Raw genomic sequence first — 18,666 nt, forward strand, 5'->3', positions numbered from 1 at the left:
CATGTCTGAAGTGTGTATCGAAACGGATTTGTTAACTCGTCAATTTGGTAATAAAAAGGCGTTGGATGGCTTTACGCTGACGGTACCGCGCAGCGGTATTCATACCATTGTAGGCAGTAATGGTGCGGGTAAGTCTACGCTATTTAGACTGTTGCTTGGCATTGATACGCCAACTTCAGGAAGCTGTCATGTTTTAGGAAGACCCTCTCAACACCTAACGTCCAAAGACCGCGCTCAAATAGGTTATGTAAACGAAGAGCATACATTGCCTGAGTGGATGTCCGTGTCCAGTGTAATGAAATTGCAGCGCAGCTTTTACCCACAATGGGAACAAGATGTTTTTAACCGAACAATTAGCTACTTCGATATCGATCCAAAACAGAAGGTGTCGGGGCTATCAAGAGGAGAAAGGGCAGGTTTTAGTTTGTCTTTAGCACTGGCGCAGCAGCCTAAACTGTTGATTCTAGATGAGCCTACGCTTGGGTTAGACGTGGTGGCTAAGCAAAGCTTTTTAGAGTCATTGATGCTGATAGGCACTGAACAAGATGCGGCCATTATTTACTGTTCACACCAAATGGAAGAGATAGAGCGCTTGGCAGATAACCTCATTCTTATGGAAAAGGGAAGGCTTATCAATAATTGCACGCCCGATGAGTTTCTCTCTCGAGTTACGGCGTGGACGGTAGATTTCGACGGCAGGACCTTTGAGCCAGAAAATATTCCGGGCTTTTTAAGCTACAAAATTATCGAAGGGCTGCATCACATTGTGGTGGCCGACCAAGTAAGCGATACAAACTTTGCTTCCCTGCTAAAGCTTATGGGGGCCAAATTTGTGCAGTCTATGCCAGTGAACCTTGAAAACGCGGTTAACGCTTACCTCACTAGAAACCATAACAAGCCTGTGGAGCTGTCGTAATGTTTGCACTCTATAAAAGCGAATTTCAACGCTTTGCGTTACTTGCCTCAACGGCGTTAGCCTTACTTCTTGCGGCATACTTAATGCTGCCCAAAATGGGCTTGTGGGATATTTTGCACCGCAATATGGGTTTTTTACTTACGGTGGGTAGCATTATTGTCTCGCTCGTTTTTGGTATTGTGCACGCTCTGTTATGGAAGAAGAAAAACTTCTGGGTTTTTCTTATCCATCTACCATTAGACAGCAGCAAAATCTACCTAAGCCTCATGCTGGCAGGGATTACCGTTCTTATGAGTACGATTTCCTTGTCGCTACTCATTACTACGCTGGGGTACGACAACTTCACCAATAAAGTTGTCGATTGGCGTCACTACCAGTTTATTGGCTATCTGACTTTACTTAATGCGGCGTGCTACATGGTAGGGACGCTCTCGGTATTGCATCGTTCCCGATTTGCTATTTTGGTGTTTTACACATTATTTATTGCTTTTTTCCCAGAGCCCAAAAACACCCTAGCGCAATACGTACCTCTAGTGTTTATGCTTTGCGCCTTGTTCTATTTAAACATTAAAAGCTTCAAGCCAGATTTGAATAAACCACTGGATACTCCCTTGGGCACAGGCTTGTTGGCAACCGGCGTGAGTTATAGTGTGGTTATTGTGCTCATACTTGCTACTACTATATTTTATCACTTGCCGATGATGGCCATAGGTAAACATCCTGATATGAACCCGATTGATGGGACACGAAAATTAATCTGGGAAAACAACTTTGAAAACGCGGTAGGCTACATATTAGAGGGCAGTGGTCATGTGCAAGCCGCGCACTATGCGAATCAAGCCAAGCTGGCGGACATTATGTCGTTACCGGTGACTCCTTGGCAGTCGGCGCGAAGAAATCAGCTGCATCGATTTGATAATCAAGACGCTATTGTCGACCCCGATACGCGAAATGTGTGGAAGTTTTCACATGACGAAATGCTGCTTGTAGGCGTTGATGGTTACTCCGGCAAGTCTTTAGGTGCTATTGGGCGCGATGGCTTTCTGGCGTCGGTTAATGATGCGAAAAGCAGTGACCGTTTTGAGTTTGTTCCTCATTTAAGCCAAGGCAAGTTTTTATCGACGCCAGATGGCCTATACAGCATCGATTTTGAAACAAAGTCCTTGCTTGTCAAACACCGTCCTAATGCCGGGGAGCGCTATATCAGTGCATTATGGTTGTCAGAACAGGTAGGCAGGATTTCCACCTCTACTCAGCTTTTGATGTTTAATCGTAATACGCTATATGATGATTTTGCCGAGTTCGTGGTGGATTACCAGTTTGTTTATCCAGCAAGTGTTGGTGGAGCCGACACTGCATATGGATTAAAAGTGGCCGATGGATATTTACTTATCTTTACTGGCGAACATTACTTCGGGTTTGATCGCCCAGGCGCCGAAGTGTTTATTACTCGCCTTGATGGCAGTAGCGAAAAACTAGGGGAGCGAGAGTTCTATTTACACAGTTTACCTGGTTGGGTACGACACTATAACTTTATTGTCGCGCCGTTTATCTTTGTGTCGGAAGAGCTGCTTGCCCATTTCATTGACCCATTTGAAAGCCGTTACATGAGCCTTGAAGACATAAAAAATCAACACTATCCGCTTTACATTTGGGTGGTTGCCGCACTACTTCAATTCGCATCGGTGCTAGTGTTGTGGCGCCTTACCAGAGCGCTTGTCGACAAAGCGAGTCTTCGCCTTACCTGGCGTATATTGGGTATGGTATTGGGGCTTCCCGCGTTACTCAGTTTTGTGTTGCTTCAGCCGCTAAGGCGAAGTTAACACGCCTAAATACTCACTAAAGGGTTAACTACCAAAACGGCAATCACGTAAGGCACAAAACGTGGTTGCCGCTAACAAACACTCGTTGAAAGCAGTGTTTGCTACTTCAATCTGTTTTTAAATTTTAAAGGAATGCTATGAATACCAGATGGCAGGTATCAGTGTATCTATGGTTATGTGTGTCCTTGATGGGTGTTGCGATGAAAGTATCCTACGCCGCGCAGGAAAATAATGAATATGTACCCATTGAGCGAGCAAAGCAGCAGGCGCTTTCTAAACCGAAGTCTGCGTTAATTAGTAGGGCCGTATTTAATAAAGAGCAACCCATCGAAAGCGTATTGCTATCGCCCGATGGCCTTAAAATGAGCTATGTCATTAAGGAAAATAAGCGCAAGCAACTTTGGGTTTATGACGTTGCGTCGGATAAGCATGTAAAGCTTATCACTGCGCACAACTTTGAAAACCTAAGTTGGACTGCAAACAGCAATCGTCTTGTTTATGTGGACGCAAAACGGATTGTATTTGTTGGGCTATCTAAACAACAGCTTGCGCAAACGCGCTATCGCTTAAGCGATGCTAACACTTTGTTTGTCAAAACAGACAGTCATAACCCCGATGCATTTTGGCTGCTTAAATACAATGTTAACCAAAGCATGTACTCGCTAGTAAAAGTGGACAGTCACTCAAATGAGCAATCGGACAGTCAAGCACTATCAAAACCGGACAGTCACTCAAATGAATCTGTTCAGTATCGCTCGTCACTTCCAATAATGAATTTTTGGGCAGATGAAGAGGCGGTAAGGTTTGTCTCACTAATGGGTAACGATTATCAAAGTGTTGTTCAGCTGCTTGCTGATGAAGAACGAGAAATCATAAAGTGCGAGGTGTTTGATACGTGTAAAATACAACACTGGTCTGCGAAAACCCACACGCTGCTGCTCTCTGGTCAAATTGATAATGACACAGCGACGCTTCACGCCATAAATACGAAGACCTAAGCATCAAGGAAGCCATTACAACCCAAAATAGTCCACCGTTTGATGCTTCACAGTTTTTTGTATCACCGGAGGGCAAACCGTTTCTTTTGGGCTATGAAACACAGTATGTACACTACCAAGCCTTAACGACAAATGCCGAGGTGTTGCTCAATAAGCTGACGAGCAAAACAAGTAATAATATTTATCGTTTTACCCCTGATAAATCGTTAACACACTGGCTTGTTGCCGAAGAAGATCAGCAAAGTGGTAGTGTGCATTTCAGGCTGTATTTGGCCGAATCTGACACCTGGATAACTCCTTTATCGCACATTGAATCCTCGCAAACAGACGCATCATGGTCTGCGCGTAGAGTGCCAATTCAGTATCAAGCCAGTGATGGCATGCCGCTGTTTGGTTACCTGACATTACCTAATGGCTATGTGGCCAGCGAGGTTCCCTTGGTTGTTTTTCCTCATGGAGGGCCGTGGAATAGAAGTCATGGCTCCTACAATCGCATTAGCCAGTTTATGGCAAACCGAGGTTATGCCGTGTTCGAGCCCAATTTTCGGGGTTCAACGGGTATGGGACAGACATACATGACAAGCGCCCAGCGCGATTTTGGCAATGGACGTGTTCAACAGGATATTATCGACGGTGTGGATTACTTGCTTGAAAATGGTGTGGGCCGTGCAGATCGTTTAGCTATTGTTGGGCATTCGTTTGGTGGTTTTAGTGCAATTAATGCGTTGGCATTTACACCCGATAAATTTAGCGTTGCTTTTGCCGCCGCCGCTCCCAACAATATGTCTGATACCATCAGGCACTACAAATCAGCTATACCCGCAGTTTTCTTGCCAATGCGTTTGCCTCGCTTTTCCGCTTTGATGGTTGATATAACCAATCGCCAAGACGTGACACACCTTTATGAAAAGTCGCCTGATAAGCACTGGCAGAAGATTGATAAGCCTCTGTATATGTGGGCAGGTGCGCAAGATGATAGGGTAGCGATTGAAGATGTGCGAGAATTTGCGTTAAGGCTACAGGCTGATGGCAAGGCCATTAGTTTAGTGAGTGATGCCCGAGAAGGGCACAGCCCAAAAAGTACGCTTGCAAAAGACGGTTACCTTTACTTACTTGAGCGTGCGCTGTTTACACATCTTCATGGGAGAATGGAGAAACAAGTAACACCATCGCTCACACGCTATTTCGACAAATTTATGACTATCGATACCAATAGTGTTAAAAATTAAAGCGTTTACAGGTTAACTAGCGGGTTTTCGCCTGGCTCAATGTGTTTTATCACTTTGGCAGGATTACCTGCTAGTACCACATTGTCGCCAAACGACTTTGTCACCACAGCACCAGAGGCAACAACAACGTTATTGCCAAGCGTTACGCCTGGATTTATGACCGCCATACCCCCAATCCAACAGTTATCGCCAAGTGTTATAGGCTTGGCGAACTCAATGCCGGTGGCTCTTTGTATTGGGTCAATTGGGTGAGTAGCGGTATATAGCCCTACCTGAGGAGCGAGCATGCAATTGTCGCCTATCGTTACGCGAGCAGCATCTAAAATAACGCAGTTGAAATTAGCATAAAAGTTTTCGCCAACATGAATATTCTCGCCATAGTCGCACTTAAATGTCGATTCGATATAAAGCCGCTTACTAGGTGCTTCCAAACAAGGTTTTTAAGAGTTGGGTGCGCTTTTTATGCTCGGTTTGGCAGGTAGCATTTAAAAGGTCGAGCTGTTTACGGCACTGCTTTCGCAGCGTGGTGAGTAGTTTGTCAGACGGGTAATACAACTCGCCTGACAACATCTTTTCCTGTTCGGTCATAGGTAGGTGCTAGCACTTAAAAAAAAGCGCTACGTTACTGTGCTCCGCCATAACTGACAACCACTTTTTTATCAAAAGCATCATTGTCGAAGACTAAATTGACAGGCCGCTCTAAGATAATAGTTCCATCAATTACAACGTCGCTCTCGATAGTCAGTGTCGGTTTGTTGTCAGAGCGTTCACCCCATGAATTTTCACTCTCGCGATAAATTATGTTACCGACAATATGCGTGTTGCCCTTAAGCGTAATGTCACCGTTTAGTGTTTCAACATCATCTTCTACCACAGTATCGGTGGCAGTGATATCTCCGTTCACCGTTTCAACATGGCCACCAATTTTACTTTGCTCTGGCAGGGTAATATTACCATTTACAGATTCAACGTTACCTAACACACTAAGGTGTGACGTTGCTGAAATATCACCGTTAACGATGTCGATACTACGAACCGAAACATGGCTTTCCATTTCTAAATTACCATTCACTATGCTGACATCGTCTGCACTAAGCGTGGTCGCTGATTTCAACATTGCCATTAACCGATGAAATATCTCCCGCGTGCTTACCTTCAGCGATATCAATGTTGCCCAATATCGAACTGAAATCGCTGCCTTCCATCGCGCTGGCATCGCCGATATGGATAACACAGCCTGACAACATAGAGGCCGAAGCAAGTAGCATAGCGCCAGCAACAAGAGACTTTTTCATATTTTTATTTCCTTTTAAACAGCGGAGCGAGCCTTAGTTCGCTCAATGTAACGCAATGCGTTGTGATTAATTGTAAACAGTCGTAACGAGATATTAATCGACTATTTGTCATAGAGATATCATATAACGTGCCATGTTTTTTATCTAATGATAACAATGGGTTATGTTTTTTTGGGTCGTGGTTTTCGTAAATGGCAAGCGTGACTTCCTTATTTTTGGCAAATCTCGCTAATAAGTAGGTAAATTACTCATAAGTGGGTGATTATTAGCTAGTAAACTGTAGGAGCTATGCATCTGCGCAGCCTATTAAATTTTAAATTGGCGTACAGTGGATATGAAAGTGGACAGACACTTTGAAAACCGTTCATCCATTATGGACAGACACTCATAGAAGTGTCTGTCTATAATGGTTTTCTAATCTTTTTATGAAAAAAGAGTGTGTGTCCAAAATCGGCTGAAAGCTTATTTTAGTGAGGTAATGAAGGCATTTAAGTGTCTGTCCAAAACTGTTTGCAACGCTGTTTATTGGATATGGGATAGTAAAGAATGTGTCTGTCCCAAAAGTGCTGCAAAGCGATTTTGGTAAGTGGCAATGTTTGTTTAAATTTTTGGGCGCGATTAGAAAAGTAGAATAGGTATTATTGGCTCATCAACGTTGAGAGCTGTAAAGAGGCCTGCGGTTTGCATGGGTTTGCATAGATTAGTATTTGTGTGCAAAGTGCTCGTCTCGTTATTGGGTTTAGCAATCCAAGTTTTATGGGCATGCATATGATGGCAAAAATGGAACGGAGAATTCATGCAGGATAAATACACGCAGTTAGCGCAAGCAAAACGGCTTGCATTGGGTTGCCTTATTGTTGCCGCTAGTGTGTTTATGATCACCACGATGGTGCCAAAATTTATGCCCGAGTTAGCCAATGCGTGGTGGCTTGGGCTAGTTAAAATGGCTAGTGAGGCCGCTCTGGTCGGGGGGCTCGCCGATTGGTTTGCAGTAACGGCACTTTTTAAACCTATTCCCGCAAAATATCCCATCCCCCATACTAACATTGTGGCAAGTAACAAAACTGTTATCGCCAATAACCTTTCGTTGTTCGTAAAAGAAAAGTTCTTTCACCCAGAGGCTATAGAAAAGCTTATTCGCAATAGTGACCCAGCGAAGGGAGCTGGTCGTTGGCTAGTAGTTGATGCTAACGCAACACGGTTGAGTCGCTTTATCTGCGATGCGCTAGCTGGGGTGTTAAGGGTGCTAGACGATGAACCAGTAAAAGCGTTCATTGCACGTACTGCAGAAAAAGGCATTAAGCAGCTTGATTTGCGCCAGCTTATGGCTACATCGTTAAACGCGGTTACCAAAGAGCGGCAGCATCAAGTGGTATTAGATAGGGTGTTGGGCAAGTTAGCTAACCTGATGGCGCAGCCTGATACGCAAATTTACATTGCTGATACGTTAGTGATGTGGCTTAAAACGGAATACAGTCGCATTGAAAAGATTTTACCCTCTAGCTGGTTAAGTGAGCAAGGCGCATTGATTGCTGTAAAGGCTGTGTCCAGTATTTTAGAAGATATTTATCACGACGAAGAACACCCTATTCGCCATGCATTTGACGAACAAGTGCACGAGTTTCTCTATGAACTGCAACACAGTCCGTTAATGGAAAAGAAGGTAAATGGTTATAGAGAGAAGATAGTGAACGACCCCGCGCTTAAGAATTACGTGCATCAATCATGGGGACGCTTCCACGCTTGGTTACTAACGTCACTGGATGAAAAAGAAGGCAAGGCAGAAACCAAAGTGGCGTCCTTGCTAAAAGACATTGGCGCAAATCTAACGAGCGACAGCGATTTATCTCACGCCTTTAATAAGCATATCGGGGAAGCGGCAAAATACATGGCCCCAGAATTGGCTGAATTTTTAACAAGGCACATTCGAGACACCATTAACAGTTGGGATGAACGTGAAATGGCGCAGCAAGTCGAGCTAAACATTGGGCGAGATCTTCAAAAAGTTCGCATAAATGGAACCATTGTAGGCGGCCTTATTGGTGCTATTTTATTCTCAATAGAAATGCTCGTGGGCGGTTAAGGTAGTGTATTTAACTGTACTGTTTATTCAACATGGTAAGTCTTAAGAATGGTGTGAAGTTGTCCAGATTGCTTCAGTTTTTCAATTCTCTGCATCATTATTCTCGCGGCGTTACGATGTTTAGATAATTTGGATAATACCATGTAACCACCTTGCTCTTCGATGTGAGTAAATTCTCCACGCTTGACTAAGTTCGTGTAGTTTAGCTGCGCCAAATATTGTTCCGCTGCGACAGTTGGCATGACAAAAGTGTCGATACGCCCTTTGACCAACATATTAATCATGGTCGTAATATCTTTTAATTCAGTTTTATTGATTTGCGAATCATTATCGAATGCTCGGAAATGCAAAGCGCCGCGTTGTACGCCTACGTCAAGCGAATGAAAATCGGAAAGTTGGGTAACTTTGAAGGTGCTGTCAGCAAGTTGGTAACTGGCAATTTCAGTGGTTGAAGTAATAAATGGGGGCTCAAGAAAAATAAAACTTTTCTCTCGCTGCGCATTTTTAGACAAGCCAAAAATCATATCTACTTTGCCTTCTTCCACCATTCGAAGGCATCGTATCCACGGACAAGAAACCATTCTTATTTTATATCCCAGCGGCACTAAAAGCGCCTCGGCCAAGTCCTTATCTAAGCCAGAAATCTCCCCATGACTGTCGACAGTAGAAAATGGTGGGGTAGGCTCGACAGCGATGTGTATTACAGGCGTAACTTTTTGGTTGAGAGAATTATCGGCAGTCGCCTTTACTGCAGTAAATGCTGTCAGTGCCACTAAGTACAGTGTAAGACAACAGCATTTGTCAACGAGTGAGGTAAGTTTTGAATAAAACAAAAATTCAACGAGTAAAAGTAGATTATACTCATGAACATATGTGAAGCCCGTATTTCTGTCAACGACAAATAGCAGTAAGTCAAATGTCTCATTTAACAGAAATAGAGGTTTATTTATGGACAGTTATTCTATAAATTTCAGGATATTAAGCGTCATTTGTTCATTTCGGAGCAAAAACTATGAACCTTCAGCTTACTGAACATCAATGTAGAGTTATCGGTGTATTGTTAGAAAAAGAGGTTACTACGCCTGACCAATATCCACTTTCCCTCAACGCATTGACCAATGGATGTAACCAAAAGAGTAACCGTGAGCCAGTAATGAGCTTGTCAGAGGGATACGTGCAGAACACTATCGATGAGTTAGTTGCGTTAAAGTTAGTTGATGACGAGGGCGTATTTTCTGGTCGAGTGCCAAAATACAAACATAGATTTTGCAATACTGAATTCGGCAGTTTTAAACTGACTGCGCAGCAAAAAGCCATAATTTGCGTATTATTGTTACGCGGCCCGCAGACTCCAGGAGAGTTGAGAAACCGAACCAACCGATTGGCTGAGTTTAGTAATGTAACGGAAGTCGAAAACTGTCTAGCTGAATTGGATAATTTAAACGGCGACCAGGTAGTCATAAAACTTGAGAGAGAGCCTGGCAAAAGAGAGTCTCGTTATGCACACCTATTTTCAGGTAAAGACTTTGCTCTAGAGGAAGTCACAAAAAGCAGCACAGCGCCTTCTGACTATCATCAAGACCAGGACCGCCTGTCGGCACTAGAGCAAAGGGTCGAGCGTTTAGAAGCGTTGTTAGATGAGTTTTTAAAATAGGTAGGCTTTTAAATTTAGCGCTATGACTTGGCCGCCAAAAGGAAAACTAAGTTTTCGGCATCCACTTTGCCTTTGAGGCGGCCAACCAATTCTGAGCGTTCTAATCTTTTGATCTCGTAGTTTGCACTGTAAAGCGCGTCTACGGTCTCTTCGTTAACGCTAAATGGTGGTCCTGCCATGGCGCTTTGATCGTATTCGAAGGACACGATCAACTGCTTTGCACTTTTGGTTATTTTGTTTAAGTGAGCCGCGTACATTGCTCTTAGGTCTTCAGGCAGCGCTACCAGCGCAGCTCTGTCATACACGCCTGTTACAGGCCCTATGTCGTCAGCGTCGAGTTTGAAAATATCACCAACAAAAATGGTTAGTGCATGTGTAGAGTAGGTTGCACCTTTTGTCGTAATGTCTATTTTCGGTGTAACGCCAAGTTCTTCAAAGAGCTGTTTAATAGCGACTTCACTTAATTCAGCTCCCACTACCTCAACACCTTGCGATAACAGCCATCCAATGTCTTTTGTCTTGCCACACAAGGGAACAAAAATACGTTGGTTCTGTGGTGGGTCCAGAAGCGTATCAGCATACTTTACAAGCAATGCATTACCTTGTGGCTCGTGAAATCCAATCTCATTTTTCTGCCACTTGCTATGCCAAAAGCTGTGTTCCATAAAACGCCTTCACTGTTTGCTTGTTTTGTATGAGCCCCAAGCGAGCGCACTCATCTTGGTGTAGAAAGGTAGCAACTGCGTTACTACCTACTGATATTGCTTAATTGTCTAACGGTGTATTAAAGTCTTCTGAAAGCTCAAAGTCACCTTCAATGTTATCAATTTTGTTATCCACAAAATTAATCACCATATGCTTTTGGAAGTCATCACCGCGCTTTTTCATACCGCGCTTCATATTGTAGATGTAATACCAAGTATCGTCGTCAAAAGAATCTTGAACAACTGGGTTTCCTAGTACATAGATAACTTGTTCTTTTGTCATGCCGACGCGAAGTTGCTCAACATCGCGTTGGTCTAGAAAGTTTCCTTGTGGTACATCAATTCGATAAATCCAATTTGAGCAAGCTGTAGATGTAAGCGTAATGCCAAGAATTACTAATAGGTGTTGCAACTTCATGCGTGATTTTGTCCAGTATTGCCTTTGTTCGTGCCTGTTATTCGCTAAAACGCTAAAAGCAGGCTGTTTTATTGCAAGCGCGAAAGCATGCTACATTGACAACTATGACCAATCAACTGCATTTTAGTTCGATGCAGCGCTTTTCAGCAGTTCTTTGGCATTGGCTAAGGCAGATTTGGTTACTTTATCACCTGCTAGCAGACGCGCTAGCTCATCAATTCGGTCTTGCTTGGTAAGCGCTAGCATTTGTGTTTCAGTACTTTCTCCGTCAGTTAACTTGGTAACAAACAGCTGGTTATGCGCTTGTGCTGCCACTTGCGGCAAGTGAGTGACACACATGACTTGTGATTGCCCACCTAGTTTTCGAAGCAGGCCACCGACGATAGAAGCTGTTGGCCCACTTATACCAGTATCAACTTCATCAAAAATCATGGTTGGCGTGGCTTGACTATCACTAGCAATAACTTGAATAGCAAGTCCTATGCGAGAGAGTTCGCCACCTGACACCACTTTTTCTAACTTGTCGGCATCTTGTCCTGGGTTGGTTGACACTTTAAATTCTACGGCATCAAGTCCAGAGCTTACTCGGTTTCTTTAATTCATCGTAGTTTACTTCGATACATACTTTTGCGTGGGGCATATTCATTTGACGAATTTGTACTTCAATGTCATCCGCAAGTTTTACAGAAGCTGACGCTCTACTTTCAGACAAGCGCTTTGTTGTCGCTAAATAGGCTGTCTTTGCCTTTTCTACTTCAGATTCTAGTGTACCCAGCAAGGTTTCTTGCTCACCCAATAAGTTAAATTCGCTAGCAAGCTCTTGGTGATGTTTAAATAAATCTTCTGGCATCACGCTATGCTTTCTAGCCAGTTCCATTGCCTTAGAATAGCGCGCTTCAACTTGTTGAAGCCTTAATGGATCAATTTCAAGGTGGTCGCAATAGGCTCGTAATTCTCCGGCTGCTTCTTCTACTTGAATAGCAGCGTCATTCAGCATAGCAACAATAGGGGTAAGTGTTGCATCGTGAGCTTCTAGTTCACCAAGACGTTCAATGCTGTTTTGGATAACAGACAATGCGTTGCCTTCATCACTTTCATACAGGTTGTACACGCTGGTTTGCGCTTGTTCGAGTAAGCTTTGACCATTGCTCAACCGCTTGTGTTCGGTTTCAAGCTCTTCAAATTCACCTTCTTCAATGGCGAACTCATCAAGTTCCTGTACCTGATACGTGAGTAGTTGCAGTCTGTCTTCGCGTTGTTGGGCTTGGGCTTGCAATTCGCTAAGCGTTTTTTGTTTTTCTCGCCATGCCGCATAGGCGTGCTTTACTGCATTGAGAAGGGGGGATGAGCTGCATATGTATCGATTAAGTGACGCTGATGGTCTTCTTTTAACAACTGTAGATGTGTATTTTGCCCGTGGATTGCAAGCAAGTATTGGCCTAGACCTTTTAATTGCTGCAAAGACGCAGGAATACCGTTGATAAAGGCTTTTGAACGCCCTTCTTTTGAAATGACACGACGAATGAAGCAGGTGTTGTCATCTTCGTCTGACGTAAGTTCGTGCTCTTCCAAAAATGCTTTAGCGAGTGTGTTATCTTGCAACGAGAAATGCGCAATAATTTCTGCCTTTGCAGTGCCTTTTCGCACAGCATTGGCATCGGCGCGTTCACCTAAGCAAAGACTTAGCGCATCAATAGCAATGGATTTACCCGCACCAGTTTCACCTATGATGGCTGTCAGCCCGTTTTCAAGCTGAACCGATAATTGTTTTACAACCGCAAAGTTTGTAATTGAAAGATGCGCTAACATAACCACACTCTATAAAATTGAACATGATGATATATACAGTACGTGTAAATATATACAGTATTTTTTACATGTAAAGCGAAGTGTGGTTCTGAACAGTGGATAATGATTTAAGTATTTGAATTTAAAGTGATTAAATTTATATTGTTTGTGGGCTACGATATCTTTTCAATAAAAAGTTTAGAGTAATATACTGCATAAAAAAGAGAGGCAAGCGCCTCTCTTTACAGTTTTATATATTTGGTTATTGTAGCTCACCGCTACCTGATTCAATGTGTGCGCGAACAAACCATTGAAATTGTTCTAGTTCAGCTAATTGGCCTGTAATCATGTCTTCAGACACGGCGTCAAGTTCGCCTAGCGTATCGATAGCAGAGCGATGGTCGCCATTGACTCCTGAATACACTGCGTCAAGTGCTTTAAGGTGATCCATCACTAGGCCCTTGCCAATGTTATAATCTTCCCAGCTGCGGGCTTCAACGATGGCCTTCGGTGTGCCTTTAGGTACGCCACCCAACGTGGCTATACGCTCTGCGATTGTGTCTGTCATACCGCGAACTGCATCGACTTGAGGGTCAAGCATTTCGTGTACGCCAATAAAATTAGGGCCTACAACGTTCCAATGAATATGCTTTAACGTTAACTGTAAGTCTAGTAACGCGACTAGGCGCTTCTCCAATACCTCGATGGTTTTTGCAGCGGCGTCGTTGTCCATACCTGGTGCTGTAAATTTGATATTGGTAGTGCTCATGATATCTCCTGATTATCTAGTGCGAAAAAGGTCGAAAAATGAATTGTTCAAATTCGACGAGATACCATGGAAGTTGCAACCACTATGCCGAGGTGCCGTTTAAAACCTAAGTAGACGGAATATATGAGGAAAATTTATTTTATTAAAAAATCTTTATTTTTCAATAAAATACTGGGTAAGAAAAACCTACAGGGTGTTGTAAGATGTGCAGGGTAGGCGAGGCAATTAGTATAACTTACTGCCCCAGCCAAGTTTTTTACGCAAAACATTAAAGTAGCTATAACCCTTTGGATGCACTAGATGCAGTTTGTCTGCACTTTTGTTGATTCGAATCTCATCTCCTGGCAATACCTAAGCAAAACAATGTGGCTGTCACAGCTCACTTGAAGCGAATCGCTGTTCACCTTGGATACTTTCATAGACACTTGGCTGTCTGCATCAACAACAATAGGGCGACTGCTCAAGGTGTGCGGAAACATAGGAACAAGTGTAAGCGCGTCTAGCTTAGGCATAATTATTGGGCCACCTACCGAAAGAGAGTAGGCGGTAGAGCCAGTAGGTGTGGCAACAATAAGACCGTCACTGCGCTGACTAAAGACAAACTGGTCGTCTATGTAGATCTCAAATTCCATCATGTGGGCTACTTTGCCGTGGTGAAGGACAACCTCATTTACCGCAGAGTTATTGCTCTTGAGTTTTTCGTGGCGATACACTTCTACTTCTAATAGAAAGCGCTCTTCAACAACGCACTCGCCTGTGAAAATAAGCTCAAGTTGTTGTGTAATTTCGTCAGGGTGGATGTCGGTTAGAAAACCTAGGTTACCGCGGTTTACACCAACAACATGGATATCGAAACGAGCAAGTACACGGGCTGCGCCAAGCATACTACCATCGCCGCCAACAACGACCGCTAAATCGGCCTCTTTACCAATAGTAACAAGGTTACAACTACGAAAATTGTCAGTCTCTAGCTCTTTCGCAATGCTTTCTTCAACTAATAAATAACAGCCTTTCGCCAGTAAATAGTCAGCCAAAATATTGAGACTATCATGCGTGGCCGCGTGTTCAGGTTTTCCAATTAAAGCAACGGTTTGATAGGGCATGGAACGCTAATGTCCTTTCATTTCCAATGAGTTGGACATTAGCACAGGTTTTTTGCAAAAGGAAAGCGTTTAAGCTGCAGTTAGCAACGAATAAAACGCTTTAACCTCACATACATGGCAAACTTCCATAAGCACGATCTCGTTTAACGATCTTCCAATCGATTGTAATCCAGCAGGCCACCGTCAACGACATTGTGTGTTTCAAACCACGATAGCAACTTGTCGCTAAACGACCAGAAATTAGGGTGGGTTCGGCGTATTCCAACGTTATCCATCAGCGCTTTATAATCAGTTTCATTCTGAATCGCGTGGAGCTGCGCGACCGTTTCGTCTATCTGGGACGCTTTCAGCTGCCAAAATGCATCTGGATAGCTTCCCAAGATTCCGTGAACGATTGTTAGTGAGTCCTGCCCAAGGTTGCGATTTTCATCTTCTCCAAACAAGCTGTTTACGTTGTAGTGCGCACTGTTGCGCAAAATAGTAAACACATCAAATTTATCTGGTTTTTCATCGTCTTGTATGACGACAATGGTTGTCTCTGGCAAGATTGTAGCTTGCTTGGCAGGTAAGCGATTAATAGTCGCTAATGTATTTAGCTGTTTGTCGGTGAGTAGGTTGCTTTCAAATACATTGGTTGAAGGCTGAACTTTTGCCAAGTGTTTCGCAAGCATGCTGTAAAGCTCAAGCTGTGGCGATGATGTTGCGTATTCTATGCCACTGGCTTGGTTAAAATCGTTAATGTCACCCTCGAGGTAGTCAGTCAGCTCAGGGCTTGCTTTTTGATACCATTGAGACAAGAGTTTTTTGCGGCTATCTACCAGTAATAAAGTCAAGAAGTTCGACTCACCTTCCATTCGCAAAAAGTCCATATACAAGCGAGTCATTAGCTGGTGACCGTAATTACCATAGACATCAAACCCTGCCACAAGCAGGTAGTGAATTCGTTCCAGAAGTGCGTAGTCAATGACCCATGCTGTTTTTGGTGCACTGCCAACCATGCCTTTTACTACAGTCGCATTATCAAAATGCCTAAAGACGGTTAACGTTGCGTTAGTGTTTTCACCATCGCCCGCCCAAATGCTATCTAAGTTTAAGTGCTCTCCCTGCTCGAAGGCTTTGTTCAAAAATGCGTTTCGTGCACGAAGATAATCACCTTGACGCTCTGCATACTTAACCCAATTCACAGCAAGCGCTGTGCTTTCTTTCTCTGCTAGGTAGATGTAGATTGTGCCGCTGTGAATTATAGAACGCGTTAACTTCTTCTGTAGCCGCCACGTCAGGGTCTACAAAGAAGACCCAAAATCGGTCGTTGATCACGTTCAGCGCAACTTGCCCTCGGCAGACTGGGCCTTTGATATACCCCATAATGGTATTTTGTGCGCGCTCAAGCATAAATCGATAGCGGCTTTTTACTGGTAAGTGGGCAAATGCAGTAAGCGGGTTTGCAGCAACGTCAGGCTTGTAAGACGGAAGTGAAGGAACAGTGAAATCGGCATCGACAAACCATTCATTCCACTTTTTCATAAGTGCTTTGTTTATGGCATATGGCTGATGAGTTTTGCTCACAATAGTCGCATGTACTGGCTGCAGTCGGTAGAACACACGCTCTACGCCCGGATCATCAAATGGACGCCTTGTGGCAATGATATCAATAGGCATGCCTGGCCCAGTGCGTGAGCGGACCAAATTAAAGAACAAGGGTTTCGTATTATCTGTTGATGTCCAGTTTTCTTCGAAATACAAATGAGAAGTAAACAAATGCTCATAGATATATCTGGCAGACAATTGCGCTTTTTTGCTCTCGCCGTTTATCCATTTCTCGAAGGTAAGAACAGAGGCTTCGTCTTTTGCATTAACCAATGGCGCTGGCGGAAGTGGAGCGCCATTTTGCAACCATCTAAGTACGATAGTCTGTTCTTTATCATCAAGCCCTGGAAGTGCATACGGCATACCGCCCATTGGTGTGTTAGCAATATAATTGTCCATTTCATCAATGGTTGGGCACTGTTGTTTTCGGCTTAAACTAATATCGAAGCCTTCGCCTAAGTGCGTAGTAGTGGGCTGAGGGTATTGCTTTTTCAGCAGCAACATTTGGGCGAGTACCGATGACTGCAATGTATAATCTTGCGAATCGTTCGCATGAGGAAGAACACTAAAAAAGTCGCGCTCTCGCCATGCTTCAGTCGAGAGTGCATCTAAAAAAAGCCTGTTAGGCTGTGCGGCGGTTAGACGAGTACCTTGATACACTTTTTCTTTGTTTGCTCCGCGAGCAATGCCTTCAGGCGAAGACATCTTAAGCTGACAAGGCGCATCGTAACATGCGTGACACACAACGCATCGCTTGGTTAAAACGGGGTTAACTTGTTGAATAAAAAAGTGTTCGGGAAGTGCTTCGGTTAGCGTCTCGGTCTGATAGGTTTTCAGAAGCGGCGCTTCTGGCGTATTCCAGAGCCACGCCGCTACTATTGCAATGATAAAACCTAAAGCCAAACTGAGCTTTACTAACTTACCGAGTATTCATTTTTTTATTCCTTTATAGAGTTTCAGCATGGTTTAGCTGCATAAGTCAATAATGCGTTGTAGTTGCTTATTGACGTCATTATTTTATACGGCAGCGCTTGCAAAAATGATTCATGGCCTTGCATACGCATGTTTACAGATTGCGCTACACTGAACATAGCGCCTAATAATGTGCTAAAAACACAGGAGAAGTCATGTCATATCAGATAACCTTACCTCGGTTAATGCATATTGGTAAGGGGGCAAGCGAGCGAATAGTAGAAACGCTGAGTAGTTTAAATTGCAAAAAGCCTTTGCTCGTAACCGATAAGGTAATGGTTGAATTAGGTTACGCAGACAATGTGACAGCTCATTTGGCGGCACACAATATTGAGGTGGATGTTTATTCTGACACGGTGCCCGAGCCTACCGTTTCATCCATCACTGCCGGGGTTGAATTGGTTCGCCAACATACGTACGACAGTATTATTGCGCTTGGCGGTGGAAGTCCTATTGATAGTGCAAAGGCCATTGCTATTTTGGGGAAATTTGGAGGGCAAATGCGCGATTACAAATTTCCTATCGTGACAGATCAAGCTGGTTTGCCAATTATTGCAATTCCGACAACAGCGGGTACAGGTTCGGAAGTAACGCGGTTCACTATTATTACCGATGATGAAAGCAGTGAAAAAATGTTATGCGTTGGACGGGGCTTTATGCCTAGTGCTGCGCTGGTAGATTATGAGTTAACCCGAAGCTTACCTCAACGCGTCACCGCAGACACAGGAATAGATGCACTAACACACGCTATCGAAGCCTATGTTAGTCGTAAGGCAAATCTTTACAGCGATGCACAAGCGCTATCAGCAATGGCTCTCATTGCCCCAAATCTACGTACGGTGTTCGCTGATCCCACTAACGAACGAGCACGAGAAGCCATGATGTTAGGGTCAACCTTGGCAGGCATAGCATTTTCTAATGCATCTGTGGCGCTAGTGCATGGGATGAGTCGCCCCATAGGTGCGTTATTTCATGTGCCACACGGGTTATCGAATGCCATGTTACTTCCAAGTGTTACGGCCTTTTCTATTCCTTCAGCAACAGCACGTTATGCACAGTGTGCTAGAGCAATGGGATTGGCAACACAGCTAGACTCTGATGAGAGCGCGAATGATACTTTGCTCGGTGAACTAACCAAACTTAATTTGGATTTACAAGTACCAACACCCGAAGCATTCGGCATTGAGAAAGAGGTGTTTTTCGCCAGTATGACAACTATGGCAGAACAGGCAATTGCTTCAGGCTCGCCAGCAAACAACCCTCGTATTCCCACCCTTGATGAGATGGTATCGATTTATGCGTCTTTATGGTCGTAAGCGCTATGCCA

At 43.8% G+C, this 18,666-nt stretch carries 13 protein-coding genes and 4 pseudogenes; 7 read left to right on the forward strand and 10 right to left on the reverse strand.

Features of this window, described 5'->3' with window-relative positions; genetic code table 11:
- The first annotated feature begins 1 nt into the window (after position 1).
- The 4 genes from V6N89_RS07340 to V6N89_RS07355 all read left to right on the forward strand — a co-directional run bounded on the left by V6N89_RS07340 (position 2) and on the right by V6N89_RS07355 (position 4,966).
- Entirely contained in the window at positions 2 to 916 is a 915-nt protein-coding gene (locus V6N89_RS07340; protein ID WP_338516993.1) for an ABC transporter ATP-binding protein, read from the forward strand.
- Positions 916 to 2,739: a hypothetical protein gene (locus tag V6N89_RS07345; RefSeq protein WP_346993596.1), complete on the forward strand. Its 1,824-nt coding sequence runs from the start codon at positions 916 to 918 to the stop codon at positions 2,737 to 2,739. The genes V6N89_RS07340 and V6N89_RS07345 overlap by 1 nt, the downstream gene beginning before the upstream one ends.
- 137 nt (positions 2,740 to 2,876) lie before the next feature.
- Positions 2,877 to 3,737 carry a hypothetical protein gene (locus V6N89_RS07350; RefSeq protein WP_338516996.1) on the forward strand — a complete coding sequence of 287 codons (861 nt, stop codon included), beginning with the start codon at positions 2,877 to 2,879 and terminating at the stop codon, positions 3,735 to 3,737.
- 86 nt (positions 3,738 to 3,823) lie between these two features.
- A complete protein-coding gene (locus tag V6N89_RS07355; protein ID WP_338516997.1) occupies positions 3,824 to 4,966 on the forward strand; it encodes an alpha/beta hydrolase family protein in 1,143 nt (380 codons plus the stop codon).
- A 5-nt stretch (positions 4,967 to 4,971) separates the two neighbouring features.
- Here the strand turns inward: V6N89_RS07355 and V6N89_RS07360 are convergent.
- The 3 genes and pseudogenes from V6N89_RS07360 to V6N89_RS07370 form a co-directional block, all read right to left on the reverse strand.
- Positions 4,972 to 5,554: pseudogene (locus V6N89_RS07360) on the reverse strand (sugar O-acetyltransferase).
- Positions 5,555 to 5,588: 34 nt separating this feature from the next.
- Positions 5,589 to 6,083 (reverse strand): hypothetical protein, encoded by a 495-nt coding sequence (locus V6N89_RS07365; protein ID WP_346993597.1) that lies wholly within the window; start codon positions 6,081 to 6,083, stop codon positions 5,589 to 5,591.
- A complete protein-coding gene (locus tag V6N89_RS07370; protein ID WP_338516999.1) occupies positions 6,058 to 6,261 on the reverse strand; it encodes a hypothetical protein in 204 nt (67 codons plus the stop codon). The genes V6N89_RS07365 and V6N89_RS07370 overlap by 26 nt, the downstream gene beginning before the upstream one ends.
- 796 nt (positions 6,262 to 7,057) lie before the next feature.
- Here V6N89_RS07370 and V6N89_RS07375 point away from each other — a divergent pair.
- Entirely contained in the window at positions 7,058 to 8,344 is a 1,287-nt protein-coding gene (locus V6N89_RS07375; protein ID WP_338517000.1) for a DUF445 domain-containing protein, read from the forward strand.
- A gap of 23 nt (positions 8,345 to 8,367) precedes the next feature.
- Here the strand turns inward: V6N89_RS07375 and V6N89_RS07380 are convergent, their stop codons facing one another.
- Entirely contained in the window at positions 8,368 to 9,117 is a 750-nt protein-coding gene (locus V6N89_RS07380; RefSeq protein WP_338517001.1) for a substrate-binding periplasmic protein, read from the reverse strand.
- A gap of 239 nt (positions 9,118 to 9,356) precedes the next feature.
- Here V6N89_RS07380 and V6N89_RS07385 point away from each other — a divergent pair, with 239 nt between their 5' ends.
- Positions 9,357 to 9,998, forward strand: a complete 642-nt coding sequence (locus tag V6N89_RS07385; RefSeq protein WP_338517002.1) for a YceH family protein — start codon at positions 9,357 to 9,359, stop codon at positions 9,996 to 9,998.
- Between the two features lie 20 nt (positions 9,999 to 10,018).
- On the opposite strand, the gene tmpT is transcribed toward V6N89_RS07385, so the two are convergent.
- The 6 genes and pseudogenes from tmpT to V6N89_RS21720 all read right to left on the reverse strand — a co-directional run bounded on the left by tmpT (position 10,019) and on the right by V6N89_RS21720 (position 17,072).
- Positions 10,019 to 10,663, reverse strand: coding sequence for a thiopurine S-methyltransferase (tmpT, locus tag V6N89_RS07390; protein ID WP_346993598.1), 645 nt, complete (start codon positions 10,661 to 10,663; stop codon positions 10,019 to 10,021).
- Between the two features lie 100 nt (positions 10,664 to 10,763).
- Positions 10,764 to 11,120 carry an outer membrane protein assembly factor BamE gene (locus tag V6N89_RS07395; RefSeq protein WP_338517003.1) on the reverse strand — a complete coding sequence of 119 codons (357 nt, stop codon included), beginning with the start codon at positions 11,118 to 11,120 and terminating at the stop codon, positions 10,764 to 10,766.
- Between the two features lie 123 nt (positions 11,121 to 11,243).
- A pseudogene (recN, locus tag V6N89_RS07400) lies at positions 11,244 to 12,929 on the reverse strand (DNA repair protein RecN).
- 241 nt (positions 12,930 to 13,170) lie between these two features.
- The gene (gene dps, locus V6N89_RS07405; RefSeq protein WP_338517004.1) at positions 13,171 to 13,677 is read right to left on the reverse strand and encodes a DNA starvation/stationary phase protection protein Dps; all 507 of its coding nucleotides are present in this window, start codon (positions 13,675 to 13,677) and stop codon (positions 13,171 to 13,173) included.
- A gap of 225 nt (positions 13,678 to 13,902) precedes the next feature.
- Positions 13,903 to 14,780: pseudogene (gene nadK, locus V6N89_RS07410) on the reverse strand (NAD(+) kinase).
- Between the two features lie 143 nt (positions 14,781 to 14,923).
- Positions 14,924 to 17,072: pseudogene (locus V6N89_RS21720) on the reverse strand (fatty acid cis/trans isomerase).
- A 422-nt stretch (positions 17,073 to 17,494) separates the two neighbouring features.
- Here V6N89_RS21720 and V6N89_RS07425 point away from each other — a divergent pair.
- Entirely contained in the window at positions 17,495 to 18,655 is a 1,161-nt protein-coding gene (locus V6N89_RS07425; protein ID WP_338517006.1) for an iron-containing alcohol dehydrogenase, read from the forward strand.
- The last annotated feature ends 11 nt before the right edge of the window (positions 18,656 to 18,666 follow it).

Origin of the sequence: Alteromonas gracilis, assembly GCF_036870955.2 — a bacterium.
GTDB classification, from domain to species: Bacteria; Pseudomonadota; Gammaproteobacteria; order Enterobacterales; family Alteromonadaceae; genus Alteromonas; species Alteromonas gracilis_A.

What these genes read in the sequence shown, in the direction of transcription:
- V6N89_RS07340 (WP_338516993.1), top strand. Translation starts at nt 2, where the DNA reads ATGTCTGAAGTGTGTATCGAAACGGATTTGTTAACTCGTCAATTTGGT.
- tmpT (WP_346993598.1), bottom strand. Translation starts at nt 10,663, where the DNA reads ATGGAACACAGCTTTTGGCATAGCAAGTGGCAGAAAAATGAGATTGGA.
- V6N89_RS07350 (WP_338516996.1), top strand. Translation starts at nt 2,877, where the DNA reads ATGAATACCAGATGGCAGGTATCAGTGTATCTATGGTTATGTGTGTCC.
- V6N89_RS07395 (WP_338517003.1), bottom strand. Translation starts at nt 11,120, where the DNA reads ATGAAGTTGCAACACCTATTAGTAATTCTTGGCATTACGCTTACATCT.
- V6N89_RS07370 (WP_338516999.1), bottom strand. Translation starts at nt 6,261, where the DNA reads ATGAAAAAGTCTCTTGTTGCTGGCGCTATGCTACTTGCTTCGGCCTCT.
- V6N89_RS07345 (WP_346993596.1), top strand. Translation starts at nt 916, where the DNA reads ATGTTTGCACTCTATAAAAGCGAATTTCAACGCTTTGCGTTACTTGCC.
- dps (WP_338517004.1), bottom strand. Translation starts at nt 13,677, where the DNA reads ATGAGCACTACCAATATCAAATTTACAGCACCAGGTATGGACAACGAC.
- V6N89_RS07425 (WP_338517006.1), top strand. Translation starts at nt 17,495, where the DNA reads ATGTCATATCAGATAACCTTACCTCGGTTAATGCATATTGGTAAGGGG.
- V6N89_RS07365 (WP_346993597.1), bottom strand. Translation starts at nt 6,083, where the DNA reads ATGTTGAAATCAGCGACCACGCTTAGTGCAGACGATGTCAGCATAGTG.
- V6N89_RS07385 (WP_338517002.1), top strand. Translation starts at nt 9,357, where the DNA reads ATGAACCTTCAGCTTACTGAACATCAATGTAGAGTTATCGGTGTATTG.
- V6N89_RS07375 (WP_338517000.1), top strand. Translation starts at nt 7,058, where the DNA reads ATGCAGGATAAATACACGCAGTTAGCGCAAGCAAAACGGCTTGCATTG.